This window comes from Clostridium chauvoei (genome assembly GCF_002327185.1).
Taxonomy (GTDB): Bacteria; Bacillota; Clostridia; order Clostridiales; family Clostridiaceae; genus Clostridium; species Clostridium chauvoei.
Genome location: NZ_CP018624.1, coordinates 2,454,308 through 2,474,687 on the forward strand (window position 1 = coordinate 2,454,308; position 20,380 = coordinate 2,474,687).

A 20,380-nucleotide genomic window follows, 5' to 3' on the forward strand; every position below is an offset into this window, starting at 1 on the left:
TCCTTATTCACTTAATATTTTACAAGTCTATTTTTTATTTCATTTACATCAAAAACCCTAAATATCAATATTGCTATTCCATATATAATCATACCTACAAAAATGGAAATTATACATGAAAAACCTTCGCTTGTTATTTTATTTATTGTATATCCATAAGTTAATAAAACTCCTATTATCATAACTAACGCTGCAATTGTTGGTTTAATAAATGATCCATAAAAATCTAACCTACTCTTCATTTTAGTCTTAACTGATATTAAATTCAATACTGTTGCCACTATATATGCACTAACACTTGCTATCACAGCTCCATATATATTTATTGAAGGAATCGGAACTAATACTAATGTAAGTACAACTTTTACTAAACAACCTATAAATAAGTTTATAACGGGTCTTATATAATGGCCTGTCCCTTGTAATATAGATGTAGTTGTTTGTGTTAGTATCACAAATGGAATTGATAATGATAAGAACTGTAATATTTCTATCCCTTCAAATTTCCCTGGGAATATAAGTTTCATTATTGGCCCTGCTAAACAGAATAGTCCTAACATACATGGCATAGCAATTACTGATGATAATTTTAGAGATAAAACTACTTTTGAATTTAGCTCTTTCTTTCTTCCTAGTATATAATTTTCTGCTATTATTGGTATAAGTGATGTGCAAAGTGCCATGGATAATGTAAGAGGAATATTTACTATTACAGCAGCTTTACCTGTTAATTGTGCATATAATATTGTTGATTGTTGTGAAGTAAGCCCTGCTGTTAGTAACTTTTGTGGTACTAATATAGAATCTATCAAATTCATTATAGTTCCTACCGTAGCCCCTACTGATATAGGTAATGCTATTTTTAGTATATTATTTAACACTTCTGGGTTAGCTTGTATTCTTCTAATTCCCATTTCTCTCTTAACATGTCTATATTTTATATATAAATATGTTCCTCCTATAAGCCCTCCTGCTGCCGCTCCAAAAGCTGCTCCTCCTGCTGAATATTCAATTCCTTTAGGTAATAATATAACCGCTAAACCTACACCTATAACAACTCTACCTATTTGTTCTAATATTTGTGATATACCTGTGGGTGTCATATTTTGAAGACCTTGAAAAAAACCTCTGTATATTGTCATAAAAGATATTATAAGCGGTGCAAAAGATATACCAAGTAAAGCATAATATGCTTTCATATCCCACCTTAAAAAACTTATTATTGGTTTTGCAAAGAAAAATAATATAAATGTTGTTCCTACACCTAAAACCATCATTAAAATAGTTGATTCTTTAACAACTTCAAAAATACCTATAACATCATTCTTAGCTCTTTTTTCTGATATCATCTTAGATATAGCTACAGGAACTCCAGATGCCATGGCTACGAAAAACATATACAACGGATATGACATTTGATAATATCCTACACCCTCATCGCCTATTAACATTATTAATGGCCATCTAAAAAATAAGCCTAAAAATCTTGCTATTATTCCTGTTATTCCAAGAATTAAACTCGCTTTAATTAAAGACTGTTTCTTCATAAAAAAATACCTCCAAACTTTATCGTACTAATAATTTGTATTTAAAGTTTGAAGGTATTATTACTTTTATTTATTGATAACTCTTTATTCAATTTTTATTGTAGTATTTTATTGTTCCATTTGTTTGCCTAAAAATGAAGCTGCTGTTTCTGCTAACTTCAATTCTATTTCTGAGAATTTTTCTCCTGATTGTTTTGATAATATTATTACTGCTCCAATAGCATCGCCTTCTGCAATAATAGGTGCTATCACTTGACTACTATACTTTCCATCTTCTTCGTCATTATGTAATGATATTGTTTTATTTTCGTCATTTATTAAGACTGCTTTTCTATCATCCATAATTTTTTCTAGTTCGTTACTTACTTTTCTTTCTATATAGTCTTTTTTAGGAGCTCCACTAGCTGAAATAAATGCATCTTTATCTGCTATCAGTACAATATGTCCAATTGATTGTTGTAAACTCTCAGCATATTCTTTTGAGAAGTCTGTTAACTCCCCTATTGGTGAATATTTCTTTAATATTACCCCGCCTTCTCTATCTGTAAAAATTTCTAAAGGGTCTCCTTCTCTAATTCTTAATGTTCTTCTTATTTCTTTTGGTATTACTACTCTACCTAAGTCATCAATACGTCTAACAATTCCTGTTGCTTTCATTATTGTGAGCTACCTCCTTAATTCATTATTAATAATTAGTTGCAATATTATTATTTGACTTATTAGAAATTTTATACACTTATAACCATAATTTATAAATAAACAAAAAAGAATCCGATTAAATCGAATTCTTTTTTTATATTATAGTTTATCTTCATAAGTTTTAATTTTTATTTCATTCTTCCATTGATCCATTGTTTTCTTGTAAGCTTCGTTTTTCTTTTCTTTATCCATTTTAGTTTTTATTTCATCTTTAACTTCATCAAATGACTTAGTTTTTACGTTAGTTGCCTTTATTATATGGTATCCAAATTGGCTCTTAACTGGTTGTGAAATTTCACCTTCTTTAAGAGTTTTAAATCCATCTACAAATTCCTTAACAAATTTTTCTGAGTTATATGGAATTACGCCGTAATCTCCACCCTTGTCTTTTGAACCTGGATCTTCTGAGTATTCTTTAGCTAATGCAGCGAAATCTTCTCCATTAGCAGCCTTTTCTCTTACTTCTTTAGCTTTATTTTCGTCAGCTACTAATATATGAGCAACATTTGCTTCTCCATAGTTTGCCTTATTCGCTTCATATTCTGCATTAATATCTTCATCTGTTATTTTTATATCTTTAAATATATAATCTTTTGCCTTTTGAGCTATAATTTGCTTCTTTATAAATGCATTAAAACTTTCTTCAGTATGTCCGTTATCTTCTAAAGACTTTTTGAAATTTTCTTCTGTTCCATACATAGCTTTTATATTGTCGCTTTGTTCTTTAATTTCTTTATCTAACTCTGCTTGTTCTGGAACTAAATTTAACTCCTTAGCTTTTTGAACTTGTATATTTTCATCAATTAATTGATTTAACATAGTTACTCTATATTGATGTAAAGTCTCTTTTATTTGTGGATTTTCTTCATAGTTTTCTCCATATTGTTGCTTAAACTTTTCTAAATAAGTCTTTAACTCTTTATCCACATCACCTTTTGTTATTTTTTCATCTCCAACTTTAGCTACTACAGTGTTTTGTATTGACTCTGGAGTCCTTTGTATCATTTTGCACCCAACTACAGAAAAAGCTAATATTCCTACCATCGCTGTAGCCAGAACCTTCTTAATTTTATTCAAGTCCGTTCCCTCACTTCTCTTTTATTTTGTTTTCAATACCATTATATAATATAAGTATATCAATATTGTGTCAGTTATTCAATTTAATATAAATAGTTTACATATTTTTTATTAAATTATCTAACATTTCTTTATAGAACTCTAATATCTGCTCTTTTTTTATCTCATTTGGTTTTATTGAGAAATATGGATTCTCTCCAAACATAAGAAATACCTTATCTTTATAATCTTTTAATAATAATTTATATATTTTATTAATATCCTTGAAACCATCTGCAAATTTAAATCTTACTTCTTTTGGCATTTCTTTTATCTCTTGTATTGATAATAACTTAGCTTTACTTTTTATATAAGCTATATCCATAAGATTTTGAACAGCATCTGGAATACCAGAATATCTATCTTGTAACTCTTCCTTTATATCCATATAATCTTCTATATTATCTATGGCTGCAATCTTCTTATATATTTCTATTTTTTGTATCTCATCTTCTATATATGTTCCTGGTATATATGCATCTACTTTTATATCAACTGTTGTTTCAACTGGTTCTTTATCTATTTCACCTTTTATTATCTTGATTGTATCTTCTAACATTCTACAGTATAAATCATATCCTATAGCTGCCATATGACCATGTTGTGCAGATCCCATCATATTTCCTGCACCTCTTATCTCTAAATCTCTCATTGCAATTTTAAATCCTGATCCAAGCTCTGTAAAATCTTTTAAAGCCTTTAATCTTTTTTCTGCAACTTCAGTTAATACTTTATCTTTTGTATATATAAAATATGCATAGGCTATTCTATTAGATCTACCTACTCTACCTCTTAATTGATATAACTGTGATAATCCCATTTTATCAGAATCATGTATTATCATAGTATTTACATTTGGAATATCAATTCCTGTTTCTATTATTGTTGTACATACCAATATGTCATATTCCTTATTCATAAAGCTTACCATTTCTTTTTCTAACTGTCTTTCAGTCATTTGCCCATGGATTATACCTACTTTACATTCAGGAACTAAATCTCTAAGATAACTCGCCATATCTTGAATAGTTTCTACTCTGTTATATACATAATAAACTTGGCCTCCTCTATTCACTTCTCTTAGTATGGCATCTCTAACCAATTCCTCATTATTTTCTACAACATAAGTTTGTATTGGGTATCTTTCTTCTGGAGGAGTTTCTATTACTGAAATATCCCTTGCCCCAGTTAATGACATATGAAGAGTTCTTGGTATAGGTGTTGCACTTAACGTAAGAACATCAACATTTTTCTTTAAGCCCTTTATTTTTTCTTTTTGAGCTACTCCAAATCTTTGTTCTTCATCTATAATAAGAAGTCCTAAATCCTTAAATACAATATCTTTAGAAACTAATCTATGGGTTCCTATTAATATATCCACATTTCCTTCTTTAACTGCTTGAAGTGTTGCTTTTTGTTGTTTAGCAGTTCTAAATCTACTAACCATATCAATATTTACTGGAAAGTCTGAAAATCTTTTTATCATATTTTTATAATGTTGTTCAGCTAATATTGTTGTTGGAACTAAAAATGCAACTTGCTTTCCATCCATTACTGCTTTAAAAGCTGCTCTTACTGCTACTTCTGTTTTTCCGTATCCAACATCTCCACATAAAAGTCTGTCCATCGGCTTATCAGATTCCATATCTTTTTTTATCTCTTCTACTGATGTTAATTGATCTGGTGTTTCTTCAAATGGAAACTCGTCTTCAAATTGCCCTTGCCACTGAGTATCCTTACCAAATTTATATCCTTTAACAGTAGCTCTCGCTGCATAAAGCTTAACTAAGTCTTGGGCTATTTCATTTATTGACTTTCTAACTTTAGCTTTAGCCTTAGTCCATTCACTTCCACCTAATTTATTTACTTTTGGGCTTTTTCCTTCGCTTCCTATATATTTTTGGACTAAATCCAATTGATCTACAGGAACATATAATTTATCTCCCTTATCGTAAATTATATCTAAGTAATCCCTAGTACTACCTAAAGATTCTATTTGTTTTATGCCCTTATAGACACCTACCCCATGGTTAGCATGAACAACATAATCACCAGGCTTAAGTTCTGCAAAGCTCTTAATTTTAGCTATACCCTTTTTAGGTTTTATCTTTTTGGCTGTTTTTCTTTTTGCTTCTCCAAATACTTCTTTATCTGAAATCACACATAATTTTATATCTGGATATTCAAAACCCTTTAAAAGGTTTCCAAATGTAATTACTACTTCACCAAATTGTATTGATGATACATCATCTTTATATGAACTTTCTATTCCTCTATCTCTAAGCGTAGAAACTAATCTTTCTCCTCTACTTCTAGTTCCTGATAGGATTAATATTTTATAGCCATTTAATTTTTTATTTTGAATTTCTTCTATTAATAAATCTAGCTGTCCTTGATAATTATTTAAGGTTACTTGATTTATTCCTACTGTAGCTAATGGTTTTAATATTTCATTCTTACTTACAAAAGTATCTAATGTTATTGAGTTTTGATCTTGTACTTTTTCAATTAAAGTTTCCTTTGTTATCAATAACTCATTTTGCCCTGGAAGAATTCCACCTCTTTGTAAAAAAGACTCATAGTTTTCTCTAAATTCATAGTAAGTGCTATCAACTTTTCCTATACATCTTTTAACATCATCTATTATATAAGTGTATCCTTTTAAATATTCAAATAAATCTTCCTTTTCCTTATAGAAATAAGGTAAGTAACTCTCTACAGTTTCAAAAGTTAGTGTCTCTGATAAACTTTCAATATTTTTATTTACTATATCTTGTAATCTTGATATTCGCTCTTTATCTTTGTTTCCTGACTTTTGATTTATCTCTTCAAATTCTTCTTTCATTCTTTTTTTAGCTAAGTCTAATCCTTCTTCTGTTATTATTATTTCCTTAGCCGGGAATATTTCTAAGCTTTTTACTTTTTCAATACTCCTTTGAGAGTCTGTATTGAAAGTTCTTATTGAATCTATTTGATCTCCAAAAAGCTCTACTCTAAATGGGTACGCTGAAGTAGGAGGGAAAACATCTAGTATTCCCCCTCTTAAAGAAAACTCACCTTTTCCCTCTACTATTTCTACCCTTTCATATCCACCTTCTAAAAGCTTCATAGATAGGTCTTTAAAATCAACCTCTTGATCTATCTTAAGTTTAAAAGTATATTTTTTAAACAACTTTTTTGGTGTATAGATTGTAGCAAATGAATCTATAGAAGTTATTATTATTTTCTTTTTATTATTTAACATTTCTTTTATTACTTTTAATCTAGCCCATCTTAAATCCCCTGAAATTGCATCTATATTATAAAAAACAACTTCTTTATTTGGAAAATAATAAACATCATTTGTATAAAAAATTAAATCTTCATATAGATTTTTAGCTTCCATATCACTATGAGTCAAAATCACTAGTGGGGTATCTATATTTTCATAGATTCCCTCAATCGCATAACTTTTACCTGAGTCTGATAACCCATATATATTAATTGGATATTTATTTTGATTTATATTAGTTAATATCTCATCAAAATGAGAACTATTATTTAAGGGTTCCATTACCCCCTTTAATCTCATCAAATCACACCATCCTTAAGTTATATAATTTTAGATGCCTTAAATCCATTTAGTTTATTCATGGCTTCTTTAGTATCCTCTTTAATTATAATTTCTACTGCTTCAGCTGAAGCCTGTATACTCTCTTTTAATATTTCTTCTTCTTCCTTAGAAAATTTACCTAAAACATGTGAAACTAAATCCCCTTTAGGTTGTCCTACCCCAACTTTAACTCTTGGAAAAACTTCTGTAGAAAGGTTTTTTATTATACTTTTTATTCCGTTATGCCCACCAGCACTACCTTTTTCTCTAATACGTATTTTTCCAACTTCTAAGCTTATATCATCATAGATAACTATAATTTCTTCTGGCTCTAACTTATAAAAGTTAACAATTTCTCTAATGCTTTCTCCACTTAAATTCATAAAAGTTGTAGGTTTTAATAAAACAACCTTTTTATTATTTATAAAACCTTCTCCATATATACCTTTAAATTTTATCCTATTTAACTCTATATTATACTTACTTGAAAGATAGTCTACACATTCAAATCCAATATTATGTCTAGTTTTATCATATTCTTTTCCTGGATTTCCTAATCCAACAACTAAAAACATTTTTAACTTCTCCTTTTTTTGCTATTTAACACATTATTATTATACTAGTTTTTTACAATAATTAAAGACCTTTTATTTCTATTGTTTAATCATATAAAAGAAACCCCCTAAGGAGTTTCTTTTATATTGATATTTTTATTGTATTGATATCTTTATTTCTTTTACCTCACCATTATTTATAACTTTACAATTTATATTATCTCCATTTTTTTTATCATTTATTATATTCGCTAAATCCTGGGTAGTTAATATGCTTTTTCCATCTAATTGAACTATTATATCAGTGGCTCTTATTCCAGCTTTGTATGCATTCCCTGATTCCTTTACATTTTCAACATAAAATCCCTTAACCTTACTTTTGGGATCTTCAATAACGCCTCCGCTCACTCCTAGTTTTTGTTTAAAAACATCTGTAACCTTTGCTATCTTTTCTAATTCTCTTAAATCAATTGCATAATATAATCCTAGTTCATTTTTTTTCTTAGTTATACTTGAACTAGCTAAACCTATTAGTTCCCCGTTTGCATTACAAACAGCTCCCCCAGTATTTTTTTCATTAACTACACAGCTCAATTCTAATAATCTATACTCTTTATTATCTGTTTGTGAGCCTATTACTTGATGAGTAGATGTTACTATTCCTGGTGTTATTCGCTCTATATACTCATTACCCATAGAATTGCTAAATATAGCTATCTCTTGACCATCTTTTACTTCATCAAATTTCGCAATTTTTATAGGTGAAAGATTTCCTTTGTAATATATTTTTATTATAGCAATATCTATTTGCTCATTTGCTCCAACTAAATTTGCCTTTATAGGCATAGAACCACTTGATGGTAACTTTACATATATCTCTTTAAATTCATTAATCGATGTATAATTTGTTAATATATACCCTTCTTCATTTAATATTATTCCTGTAACATTAGATGAAGAATATGAGTTCTTAACAAGTTTTCCAGTTTCATCACTTATACTAACTATAGAGTCTGCAACCTTATTAGCAACCTTATCATATTCAAATACTCTTCTATTTACATCTATTTTACTTTTATCTATTTTACTTATAAGCTCATCGTATTTTTTTAATATAATAATATTAGTTGATATTATAAATATAAATATTAATATACCTAAAATTAAGGTTAATCTTCTTCTGATTTTTATTCTATAGCTTTCTTTTTTCATTTTAAATTTTATAGAAGAACTATCACTTGAGGAGTTTTGTTTTTCATTATTGTAATTATTTTTATTAAACATTTATTTTAATCCTCCTCAATTTTAATTAGCCTTTTTTAAACTAAATGTAAATCTTACACCTTTTCCATCTATATTATTAACCCATATATCTTGACCATGCTGTGATAAAATAAGACGTACTATAGGCAATCCTAATCCCGTACTTATTTTATTTGTTCTAGCTTTATCTGATTTATAGAATCTATCCCATATATTATTTATATCTTCCTTTGGAATGCTTGAGCCACTATTAAATATGCTTACATATACCTTATCTGTCCTTAAATAAGTGTTTATTTTTATTTCTCCATTATCTTCTCCATATTTTATAGCATTCTCTATTAAATTGGTAATAACTTGTATTAATCTATCTCTATCCGCAATTGCATACTCATGTTTATTATGAAAAACAACCTCAACATTTATATTTTTTTCTTTTATTTTTCCTTCTAAATTTAAAGTACATAATGTTATAACTTCATTTATATCCAATTCCACCATATTAAGATTAAACTTTCCTGATTCCATTGCTGATATATCTAGAAGGTCTGTTACTAATCTAGTTAATCTACTTATTTCGTCGTTTACTATAGTTAAGTAATAATTTTCTTTATCTTTAGGAATTACCCCATCTAATATACCTGTAATAAATCCCTTAATTGATGTTATGGGTGATCTTAATTCGTGAGATACATTAGATATAAAATCTCTTCTTTTTTTATCTACTTGTTCTAAAGATTCAGCCATTATATTAAAAGAGTCTCCAAGTTCGCCAATTTCATCATTGGACTTAATATTTACTCTTTTTTCCACTTCACCTTTAGCTATTTTCTTAGCTGCATTATTTATCTCTTCTAAAGGCTTTATTATTATTTTTTCTGAAAAATAATATGTTATGATACTTGATACAATAAGAGCTAAAACTACAGAAATCCAAATGATAATATAAATTCTATTTGGCATCTTTACATATATGTTGTTTCCTATTAAAACTATAGCCCCATTAAAGTATCCCTTATTAAAAATAGGTCTTATATATGTCTTTCTTTCGATACCTTCACTATCTATAAATTTAGAATTTACAGTTTCACCATTTTTTAATTTAATTAAAGCTTCTTCCTCTATATTTAGCTTAGTGTATTTTTCTTTATTATATTTATTGTCTGAAACTACATATATGTACCCTAAATTGTCTATTATAACCGAATCCATATCTATAGAGCTTTCTATCATATTCATTGTATCTCTTAACTTATCATATGCATACTCTGTATTTTGGCTTAAAAATGATATTGTAGCTTCTTCTACTAATACTAGTTGTTTTTCCAATACTCGTTGTTTCTCTAATTTATATTCTTTATTAAACCATATGGATAAAATCATCCCTATTAATACTAGTATTACTGCTATTATAGAAGTAAAGGTAATTGTTAATTTATAAGCAATCCCTTTTCTGTTCATTACTTCACCTCGAACTTATATCCTACACCCCAAACAGTTTCAAGTTGCCAATTTTCCCCTCCACTAATTTTCTCTCTTAACCTTTTTATGTGAACATCGACCGTTCTTGAATCACCTGGATAATCATATCCCCATACTTCACATAATAGTTGTTCCCTAGTGAAAACTTTATTTTTATTACTAGCTAAATAATAAAGCAACTCAAATTCTTTAGGTGGCATTTTTATTTCATTCCCTTTATATAAAACATTATAAGAATTTACATCTATAACAAGGTCAGAAAAACTTAATACTTCTTTATCTATATTTTCATATGTATATCTTCTCATTACTGCTTTAACTCTTGCCATTAATTCTTTAGGCTCAAAAGGTTTTACTATGTAATCATCTGCTCCTAACTCTAATGCAAGTACCTTATCAAAGGTATCTCCCTTTGCTGTCAACATAATTACTGGTATTTCACAATGCTTTCTAATCCACTTTAACACTTCTACTCCATCCATTCCTGGAAGCATTATATCTAATAATACTAATTCTGGCTTGAAACTATTAAAAACATTACATGCTTCTTTTCCATTATGACATATTCTAGTTTCATATCCCGTACTAGTTAAATACATATTTATAACTTCACATATATTTTCATCATCATCTATAACTAAAACTTTTCCTAATCTACTTTCCATTGCCATCACCTTCCTACTCCTATTATAATAGATTACTTTACTTAATTACTTAAATATTAATAAACTTTACAAATTATTAACTATAATAAAATAAACCCTCTAAAAAGTTTTTGCTTTTTAGAGGGTTTTTATCCAAATTATTATCTTATATACTAAGATTCAAATAATTTACTTATAGGTTGGTCATCATATATTCTCTTAATTGCTTCTGCAAATAAAGGAGCTACTGATAAAGAATTAAATTTAGCTAAATCATTTTTTTCTGGTAACTTTATTGTATTTAACATTATTAATTCCTCTATAGCTGAGTTATTTATTCTTTCAAAAGCTGGTCCTGATAATACTCCATGTGTACAACATGCATATACATTTTTTGCTCCAAGATCTTTAAGAGCATTTGCTGCATTTGCAATAGTTCCTGCAGTATCAATCATATCATCAATAAGAATACATCTCTTTCCTTTTACATCTCCAATTATATTCATTATCTCTGAAACATTTGCTTTTGGTCTTCTTTTATCTATTATTGCTATAGGTGCTTGTAACTTATCTGCAAATTTTCTTGCTCTTGTTACACTACCTAAGTCTGGTGAAACAACAACTACATCATCATCTTCATCAAAGCCTTTTGAAACAAAATATTTAGCTAATATTGGTGATCCTAATAAGTGATCTACCGGTATATTAAAGTAACCTTGTATTTGAGCTGCATGTAAATCCATAGTTAAGACTCTATGAGCTCCTGCTGCTGTTAAAAGGTCAGCAACTAACTTAGCTGTTATTGGGTCTCTTGATTTTGCTTTTCTATCTTGTCTAGCATAACCATAGTAAGGCATAACAACTGTTATTCTACCAGCTGATGCTCTTTTAAAAGCATCTATCATTATTAAAAGTTCCATTAGATTATCATTTACAGGAGAACTAGTTGATTGTACTACAAACACATCAGCACCTCTAACTGTTTCATCAATATCAACAGATATTTCTCCATCGCTAAATGTTGAAACTTTTGCTTTACCTAAAGGAATTCCAAGTATCTCTGCAATTTCCTTTGCTAATTCTGGATGTGCATTTCCAGTAAATATTTTAATATTTTTTCCATGGGTTATCATCTTACGAAGACCTCCTTAAAATTTAGCAGTTTGTTTTATATATAAATACCTATTTGTTAGTAAGACCTCTTCTTGCTACCCATCCTTCAATGTTTCTTTGTTTTGCTCTAGCTATAGCAAGATCGCCTTCTTTTACTTCATTAGTAATAGTTGATCCTGCTGCTATATACGTATTATCTCCAACCTTAACTGGTGAAACTAAATTAGTATTGCAACCAATAAAGCTATTATCTCCAATTATAGTTTTATATTTATCTTTTCCATCATAATTTACAACTACAGTTCCACATCCAAAATTACAAGCTGATCCAACTTCTGCATCTCCTATATATGTTAAATGTGACACTTTAGTATTATCTCCAATTGTTGATTTTTTAATTTCTACAAAGTCTCCAATTCTTGCACTCTTACCTATAACTGATTCTGGTCTTATATAAGCAAATGGACCTACTGTAGTATTTGCTCCAATCTTACTATCAAGGATAACTGATGATTGTACTTCAACCTCTTCATCTATTTGACTATCTTTTATTCTTGAATTTGGATATAACATTACTCTTTCGCCTATAATAGTATTTCCTTCTATTACATTTCCAGGATAGATTATAGTATCTTTTCCTATTATTACATCATCACCTATATAGGTGCTTGATGGATCTATTAAAGTTACTCCATTAGTCATATGTCTTAAATTTATTCTATTTCTTAAAATTTGTTCTGCTTCTGCAAGTTGAACTCTTGAGTTTACACCTATAGTTTCTTCATAATCTATAACTACAGCTCCAACTTTCTTTCCTTGTTCTTTTAAAATTCCGATTACATCTGTTAAATAATATTCACCTTGATTATTATTATTAGATAATTTATCTAAGCTTTCTAATAACTCTTCAATATTAAAACAATATAAAGCTGCATTCATTTCATTTACTTTAAGCTCTTCTTCGTTACAGTCTTTATGCTCTACTATCTTTAATACTTCATCATTTTCTCTTATAACTCTTCCATATCCTGTTGGATCTTCTACAATAGATGTTAAAAGAGTAGCACTATTATTATTATTTTCATGTTCTTCAAATAGTCTTTCTACAGTTTCACTCTTTATTAAAGGAGCATCTCCACAGAAAATTCCTACTGTTCCTTTTTTATCTTTTAAGAAATCTATAGCACACTTTACTGCGTGTCCTGTTCCTAATTGCTCTGCTTGTACTGAATAACTTACAGTTCTTGATTCAGTATTTTTCTTTACAAGCTCTGCACCTTTTCCTATTATTACATTTACATCTTGTATTTTAGCTTTTCTCATAGTATCTATTACATGATTAACCATTTCTTTTCCTGCTACCTTATGTAACACCTTAGGTAAATCAGACTTAATTCTAGTTCCTTGGCCTGCTGCTAAAATTAGCGCACATTTATACATATAACCACCTCATTATTTAAACATTTTAAGTACAAATATATAAAACTCTTTAAAAATGTTCGTACATATCTCACTATATTATATTGTATTAATTAAAGTATTTCAACCTCGTAGACTTATTAAATGAGTCTACATATAAATGAAAAATTTAACTTTAAATAAAAAATAAAAGAGGCCATAGCCCCTTTTATTTTTAAATAAATATCTTTTATTCAGATACATTTTCTGAATCATCTTCTAATAAAGCTTTTTCATATGCAGCTAAAATTGAAGATTGAATTTTTTCCCTAGTATCAGTATTTATAGGATGCGCAATATCTTTAAACTCACCATCTGGTGTTTTTCTACTTGGCATTGCTATAAATAACCCATTTTGTCCTTCGATTACTTTAATGTCATGAACCACGAATTCATTGTCAAATGTCACCGAAACGATAGCTTTCATTTTTCCTTCTGCTGCTATCTTTCTAATCCTAACGTCTGTAATTGTCACTGCACTACACCTCCAGTTGCTATGATAAATATATATTTCTATAAAAGTTATAAAAATCCTTTTTTTATTTATTATTTTTAGAATTTTTTAAAACTTCTAGCAACTTTTTTGTAAAACTCCACTACTTTTTTTGTTTATTTCATAATTTCAGAAGGATTTACTTCTAATTTATCATCCTCATCTATATGCTTAAGCTCTACTATAGAAATGTAATCTTCTACCTTTTTTTTACTTATACCAACATTATCTACTAAAACTCCAGTAGCAACTAATTCACTATCAAACTCTTTTAATAAATCCTTAATTCCCTTAGCAGTTCCACCACCTCTTAAAAAATCATCAATAAATACACACTTACTTGATGGCTTCATTGATTTTTTAGAAAGAGACATTTGTTGAATCCTACCACTTGTTCCAGAAACATAATTTATTGTTACTGTTGAGCCTTCTGTGATTTTACTATCTCTTCTTATTATAACTAATTGAATCCCTAAATTTCTTGCTACTTCATAAGCTAAAGGTATTCCTTTTGTTTCTACAGTTACTACATAGTCAACTTCTGTAGCTTTAAAAAAGGAAGATAATATAACTCCTGCTCTACTTATTATTTGAGGATTATACATTACATCTGTCATATATATAAAGTTCCCAGGAACTATTCTTATTTCATCTCTTAACAAAGTACATAGTTCTTTAGCAAACTTAGAGCTTTCATTATGCCCTATACCTGGAATATATTTTATTCCTCCTGCTGCACCTGCAATTGTTTCCACTTTTCCCATTTCTAATTTTTCTAAAACTTCTCTAACTATAACTATATCTTCACTTATTGTTGATTTTGCCGCATTTAATAAATCCGAAAAATTATTTAAGCCAATAACCTTATTCGGGTTTTCCATTAGAATTTTTGTAATCGCTACAACTCTACTATTTCTACTTAACTTTTCCACTCTATATCACCTACATTTTGTTTTTTCCGAATTATTTATCATTTTTTAGCCTCTAATATTCATATTTTATTCCATATTCTTCTCAATATCAATAGATTTTAATCAGTTGTTTGTTTATTATCTATAAAACTATAACATTTTTTATATTTTCCACATAAAATATTGAATATACGAGTTTTTTATGTGTTCATTTTTTTAATTTTGTATATAATTATAAATGTAAGTTTAAAGTTTAGTTTTTATTTACGTTTGAATTGTATTTAACTCCTATCTTGAATTTAATAGGAGTGATTTTAATAATCAAATAGAGGAGTTGATTTTTTGTCTTTCGATTTTAATAAAGATATTAATAAAAAGGTTCACTTCATCGGTATTGGTGGAGTTAGCATGAGTGGCCTTGCTGCTGTTTTGTTAAATAACGGTTTTAAAGTTTCTGGTTCTGACTTCAAAGAGTCTACTGTTACCAATAAATTAAAAACTTCTGGAGCTGAAATATACATAGGACATAAAAGTGAAAACTTAAAAAACGTTGATCTTGTCGTATATACTGCTGCTATTCCTTCAGATAATCCTGAAATAATAGAAGCTAAAAAACAAAATATAGATCTTATGACTAGAGCTGAGTTCTTAGGATTAATAATGAAAGGGCATAAATTTAATGTTGCTGTTGCTGGAACACACGGAAAAACTACTTGCACTTCTATGCTTTCTCATGTAACTTTAAAAGCAGATTTAGATCCTACAATATTAGTAGGTGGAGATCTTGATATTATAAATGGTAACTTTAAAATAGGTAAAAGTGAATACTTTATAACTGAAGCCTGTGAATATAAAGAGTCATTTTTAAAATTCTACCCTTATATAGGTATAATATTAAATATCGATGCAGATCATCTTGATTACTATAAAGATATAAATCATATTAAAGCTACTTTTGAAAAGTTTGCTAATCTAATTCCTGAAACTGGCTACTTAATAGGATATGCTGAGGATGAAAAAGTTTTTGATATTTTAAATAAATGCAAATGTAACACTTTAAGCTATGGAATTAATTATGGAGATGTTACTGCTAAGAATATTACCTATAATAATAAAGGGTGTGCTTCTTTTACAGTTTGTAAGGATTCAAAAGAATTATTTAATGTTACGTTAAGTACAACTGGTACGCATAATATCTTAAACGCTTTATCAACAATTTGTGTAGGTCTAATTTTTGATCTTCCATATAAAGATATAATAGAAGGACTAGCTGAATGCAAAGGAGCTCATAAACGTTTTGAATATAAAGGTGAATTTAATGGAGCTACTATTATAGATGATTATGCACATCATCCTGTTGAAATTAAAGCTACATTAAATACAGCTCAATTAATACCTCATAAAAAGATTTATACAATATTCCAACCTCATACTTATACAAGAACTAAAACTTTATTTAATGAATTTACAGAATCATTCTTCGAAACTGATGAACTTCTATTAATGGATATTTATGCAGCTAGAGAAAAGGATACTGGTCTTGTAAGTTCTGATGAATTAGGAAATGCATTAAGATCTAAAGGCGTAAACTGTAAAAATGTTCACAGCCATAATGAGGCCTTTGAATATATTAAAAATAACGTTTCAAAAGATGATTTAGTTTTAACAGTAGGCGCTGGAGATGTTGTTAAAGTAGCTGAATTACTACTAAAATAAATTTATATTTTAACTAAAATAAAAGTAAAATGAATTAATTAAACTCATTTTACTTTTATTTTTTGTATTTTTTAATAAACTTAACATAACCTAATGATATATAATGAAAATTTCGTAATTTTTTGTCGTAATAAATGAAATTTTATCCTTTATAATTATTTTTATATTAATTAATTAAATTGGTAAATTCAATTATATACTTGTCTATTTTTTGTCGATTTGAGTACAATATTCGCACTATTTTTAAATATCCAATATATATTATTAGTTTTTTTAACAATTACATATATATGCATTAAAGAATTGTTAAAAATTTTAAAATTTTTTATTTCCTTTTTTCTAACTTTATTTTATAATTATTAATGCTATATAGCTTTATTAAAAATTTAATCGTAAACATAAATTAATTTTTAGAGGTGATTTTATGGATTTATCAAACAAACTTCAAGTTGCTTCCAAGTTTATACTAGAAAAGACTAAATACAAACCAGAAATCGGATTAATACTTGGATCTGGATTAGGTTCTTTAGCTGATTCTATTGAGAACCCTGAATTCTATGATTATAAGGATCTTCCACACTTCCCAACTTCAACAGTTGAAGGTCATGCTGGCAGACTTGTAATCGGTATGTTAAATGGAAAATGCGTAGTTGCTATGCAAGGTAGATTCCATTACTACGAAGGGTACGCTTATAACGAGGTAACTTTCCCAGTTAGAGTTATGAAATTAATAGGAGTTGAAAAGTTAGTAGTAACTAACGCTGCAGGTGCTGTTAATAAAGATTATGTACCTGGAGACTTAATGTTAATAACTGATCACTTAAACCTTTCAGGTGACAATCCGCTAATAGGTAGAAACCTTGAAGATTTCGGACCTCGTTTCCCTGATATGTCAAACGCTTACAATGTTGAGCTTAGAAACAAGGCACTAGAAATAGCTAAGAAACTTAATATGAGTGTAAAGCAAGGTGTTTATGCAATGATGAGTGGCCCAACTTACGAAACTCCAGCAGAAGTAAGAATGGTTAGAATTCTTGGTGGAGACGCTGTTGGTATGTCAACTGCTCCTGAAGTTGTTGTTGCAAACCACTGTGGAATGAAAGTACTTGGTATTTCATGTATGACAAATATGGCTGCTGGAATACTAGAACAACCTTTAAACCACGAAGAAGTTATTGAAACTTCAAACATGGTTAAAGCTAAGTTCACTCAACTTATGAATGAAATAATCGCTACAATTTAATATCTTTTTACTGTCTTTTTAATATCTTTTTTAAAATATAAGATTAATACAAATGATTTAATAAGCCCGAAAATACGCCAATGTAAAAGTAAATCATTATGAAAGAGGAGATTAACATTGAATAGATTTATCGGTATTATAGGTATTATCGCTATTTTAGGAATAGCATTCTTATTTTCAGAAAATAAAAAGAAAGTTAACTGGAGACTCGTTGGTACTGGACTTGCGTTACAAGTTGTATTAGCGCTTCTTATATTAAAAGTTCCTGCTGGTAGAGCTGTGTTTGAAGGTGCAAGTACAGCTATTACTAAGTTACTTGAATTTACAAAAGAAGGTACTGTATTCTTATTCGGAAATTTGGCTGATTCAAATTGTCCTGTAGGATTTGTATGGGTAGTTCAAATATTACCTACAATTATCTTCTTCTCATCTTTAATGGGTGTTTTATACTACCTTGGAATTATGCAAGCTATAGTTAAATTTATAGCTAAGTTTATTTGTAAATTACTTGGAACAAGTGGATCAGAAACTTTAAGTGCTGTTGGTAATATATTCTTAGGCCAAACTGAAGCTCCATTATTAGTTAAACCTTTCGTAAAAGATATGACTAGATCAGAAATAATGGCTATTATGATTGGTGGTATGGCTACTGTTGCTGGAGGCGTTATGGCTGGATACGTTGCTATGGGAGTTAACGCTGGACACCTTTTAACTGCTAGTATAATGGCTGCACCTGCAGGGTTAATATTAGCTAAGATTTTAGTTCCTGAAACTGAAGAAAGTAAAACTAAAAATTCTACTGATATTCAAGTAGAAATTACTGCATCAAATGTTGTTGAAGCTGCTGCTAACGGAGCTAGTGACGGTTTAGGATTAGCATTAAACGTTGGAGCTATGTTACTTGCATTTATTGCTTTATTATCATTACTTAACTTCATTATCGGATCTATAGGTGGAGTATTTGGATTCCCAGATTTAAGCTTCCAATGGATAGTTGGTAAGTTATTCTCACCATTAGTATTCATTATGGGAGTTCCAATGGTAGATATCCCAACTGCTGGTAGCTTATTAGGACAAAAGATTATATTAAACGAATTCGTTGCTTATTCAGAGCTTTCAAACTATATAACAGCTGGTACATTACAACCAAAGACTGTTATGATGTTAACTTACGCTTTATGCGGATTCGCTAACTTTAGTTCAATCGCTATTCAAATAGCTGGTATTGGTGGTTTAGCACCAGAAAAGAAAAAGACAATTGCAAGCTTAGGTTTAAAATCACTTTTAGGTGGGGTTCTAGCAACTTGCTTAACAGCAACAATTGCTGGTGTCTTATTCTAATTTGTAGATTTTCAAAAGCTAAAAGAAATATTATTTTTACTATAAAAAAACCTAGCCCTTTGGCTAGGTTTTTGCTTTATATATTTAAAGTATTGTTATATCTTTTGTTACTGAATTTAATACTTCACATCCATCTTTTGTTACTAAAACTAAATCTTCTATTCTTACACCAAAATTATCTTTTAGATATATTCCTGGCTCTATTGAAAATATCATGCCTGCTTTAATTTCCTCATTATTAACAGAGCTTACATCCCCAAAATCATGACATTCTATTCCTATACTATGTCCTGTTCTATGAGTAAAATAATCCCCATACCCAGCATCCTCTATATGTCCTCTTGCCGCTTTATCTATATCTGAAAATTTAACTCCATCTTTAACTTTTGAAATTGCTTTTAAGTTAGCTTCTTTAGCTACATTATATATCTCTGCATGATCCTTACTTGGCTCTTCTCCAAAGAATATAGTTCTAGTCATATCTGAACAATAATAATTATATACGCCCCCCATATCTATTACTATACTTTGACCTTTCTTTAAAAGTGACTTTCCTGATTTGTGATGTGGATCTGCTCCATTTGGACTTGTTGCAATTATAGGTGAAAAGGAAAATGAGTTTACTCCTTCTCTTTCATATAATTCTGCTAAAAGGTTACAATAATACTTTTCTGAATATCCCTCTTTAAGATTACTCCATAATTCCTTCATAACTTTATCATTTATTTTAGAAGATTTTTTCATAAGTTCTATTTCTTCTTCATCTTTTATCATTCTTAATCTATCTATTATAGGAGATGAATTTACAAAACCCTTTGCTCCATTTCTATTCATTAAATTAATTAAAAAATGAGCAGGCCAATTTTTATCCACACCTAAAGCTTTTTCTTTATCCACAACTGTGCATAATAAGTTTATAGGATCTTCTATATCTGAATACCATAATATATCTACGCCTAAATCTTCATATACAGGAAATAGCTTATTTACTATGAATTTATGCTCCCCATTCCTATTTAAATATAAAGCTATCATTCTCTCTCCTGGAGAAATCCACTTTCCTGTTAAATAGAAAATTGAAGGTGCTGCCGTTACTATTATTTGTTCTAAACCTTGTTTTTCCATAGCTTCTAATACTTTTTTTATTCTAGTCGCTTTCATTTTTGTTCCTCCTTAAATGTTTTATTTCCCTATAAATAATAGTATAC

16 protein-coding genes are annotated in these 20,380 nt (G+C 28.8%); 3 read left to right on the plus strand and 13 right to left on the minus strand.

From position 1 onward, the window contains the following. Positions 1–11: 11 nt before the first annotated feature. The 12 genes from BTM21_RS11625 to purR all read right to left on the minus strand — a co-directional run bounded on the left by BTM21_RS11625 (position 12) and on the right by purR (position 14,893). Complete coding sequence (locus BTM21_RS11625; protein ID WP_021876774.1) at positions 12–1,547, minus strand: putative polysaccharide biosynthesis protein; 1,536 nt, start codon at positions 1,545–1,547, stop codon at positions 12–14. 108 nt (positions 1,548–1,655) lie between these two features. Next, positions 1,656–2,204, minus strand: coding sequence for a stage V sporulation protein T (gene spoVT, locus BTM21_RS11630; RefSeq protein ID WP_021876773.1), 549 nt, complete (start codon positions 2,202–2,204; stop codon positions 1,656–1,658). A 141-nt stretch (positions 2,205–2,345) separates the two neighbouring features. Then, positions 2,346–3,323, minus strand: a complete 978-nt coding sequence (locus BTM21_RS11635; protein ID WP_079481026.1) for a peptidylprolyl isomerase — start codon at positions 3,321–3,323, stop codon at positions 2,346–2,348. A gap of 97 nt (positions 3,324–3,420) precedes the next feature. Next, positions 3,421–6,933, minus strand: coding sequence for a transcription-repair coupling factor (mfd, locus tag BTM21_RS11640; protein WP_021876771.1), 3,513 nt, complete (start codon positions 6,931–6,933; stop codon positions 3,421–3,423). Positions 6,934–6,953: 20 nt separating this feature from the next. Then, a complete protein-coding gene (gene pth, locus BTM21_RS11645) occupies positions 6,954–7,529 on the minus strand; it encodes an aminoacyl-tRNA hydrolase (RefSeq protein ID WP_021876770.1) in 576 nt (191 codons plus the stop codon). Positions 7,530–7,664: 135 nt separating this feature from the next. Continuing rightward, positions 7,665–8,792, minus strand: coding sequence for a S1C family serine protease (locus BTM21_RS11650; protein WP_021876769.1), 1,128 nt, complete (start codon positions 8,790–8,792; stop codon positions 7,665–7,667). A 21-nt stretch (positions 8,793–8,813) separates the two neighbouring features. Further along, the gene (locus BTM21_RS11655; protein WP_021876768.1) at positions 8,814–10,232 is read right to left on the minus strand and encodes a sensor histidine kinase; all 1,419 of its coding nucleotides are present in this window, start codon (positions 10,230–10,232) and stop codon (positions 8,814–8,816) included. Further along, entirely contained in the window at positions 10,232–10,918 is a 687-nt protein-coding gene (locus tag BTM21_RS11660; protein ID WP_079481758.1) for a response regulator transcription factor, read from the minus strand. Before BTM21_RS11660 ends, BTM21_RS11655 begins: the two co-directional genes overlap by 1 nt. Positions 10,919–11,070: 152 nt before the next feature. Further along, positions 11,071–12,030, minus strand: coding sequence for a ribose-phosphate diphosphokinase (locus tag BTM21_RS11665; protein ID WP_021876766.1), 960 nt, complete (start codon positions 12,028–12,030; stop codon positions 11,071–11,073). 49 nt (positions 12,031–12,079) lie between these two features. After that, positions 12,080–13,450, minus strand: coding sequence for a bifunctional UDP-N-acetylglucosamine diphosphorylase/glucosamine-1-phosphate N-acetyltransferase GlmU (gene glmU / locus BTM21_RS11670; protein WP_021876765.1), 1,371 nt, complete (start codon positions 13,448–13,450; stop codon positions 12,080–12,082). A gap of 208 nt (positions 13,451–13,658) precedes the next feature. Then, the gene (spoVG, locus tag BTM21_RS11675; protein WP_079481025.1) at positions 13,659–13,943 is read right to left on the minus strand and encodes a septation regulator SpoVG; all 285 of its coding nucleotides are present in this window, start codon (positions 13,941–13,943) and stop codon (positions 13,659–13,661) included. 134 nt (positions 13,944–14,077) lie between these two features. After that, entirely contained in the window at positions 14,078–14,893 is an 816-nt protein-coding gene (gene purR / locus BTM21_RS11680) for a pur operon repressor (RefSeq protein WP_079481024.1), read from the minus strand. A 321-nt stretch (positions 14,894–15,214) separates the two neighbouring features. Between purR and murC the strand changes: the two genes are divergently transcribed. The 3 genes from murC (at position 15,215) to BTM21_RS11695 (ending at position 19,172) form a co-directional block, all read left to right on the plus strand. Continuing rightward, on the plus strand, positions 15,215–16,588 hold the full coding sequence (gene murC, locus BTM21_RS11685) for a UDP-N-acetylmuramate--L-alanine ligase (RefSeq protein WP_021876762.1): 1,374 nt from the start codon (positions 15,215–15,217) through the stop codon (positions 16,586–16,588). A gap of 424 nt (positions 16,589–17,012) precedes the next feature. After that, the gene (locus BTM21_RS11690; RefSeq protein WP_021876761.1) at positions 17,013–17,831 is read left to right on the plus strand and encodes a purine-nucleoside phosphorylase; all 819 of its coding nucleotides are present in this window, start codon (positions 17,013–17,015) and stop codon (positions 17,829–17,831) included. 117 nt (positions 17,832–17,948) lie between these two features. After that, complete coding sequence (locus BTM21_RS11695) at positions 17,949–19,172, plus strand: NupC/NupG family nucleoside CNT transporter (RefSeq protein ID WP_021876760.1); 1,224 nt, start codon at positions 17,949–17,951, stop codon at positions 19,170–19,172. 84 nt (positions 19,173–19,256) lie between these two features. On the opposite strand, the gene BTM21_RS11700 is transcribed toward BTM21_RS11695, so the two are convergent. After that, entirely contained in the window at positions 19,257–20,333 is a 1,077-nt protein-coding gene (locus BTM21_RS11700; RefSeq protein ID WP_021876759.1) for a M24 family metallopeptidase, read from the minus strand. Positions 20,334–20,380 lie beyond the last annotated feature (47 nt).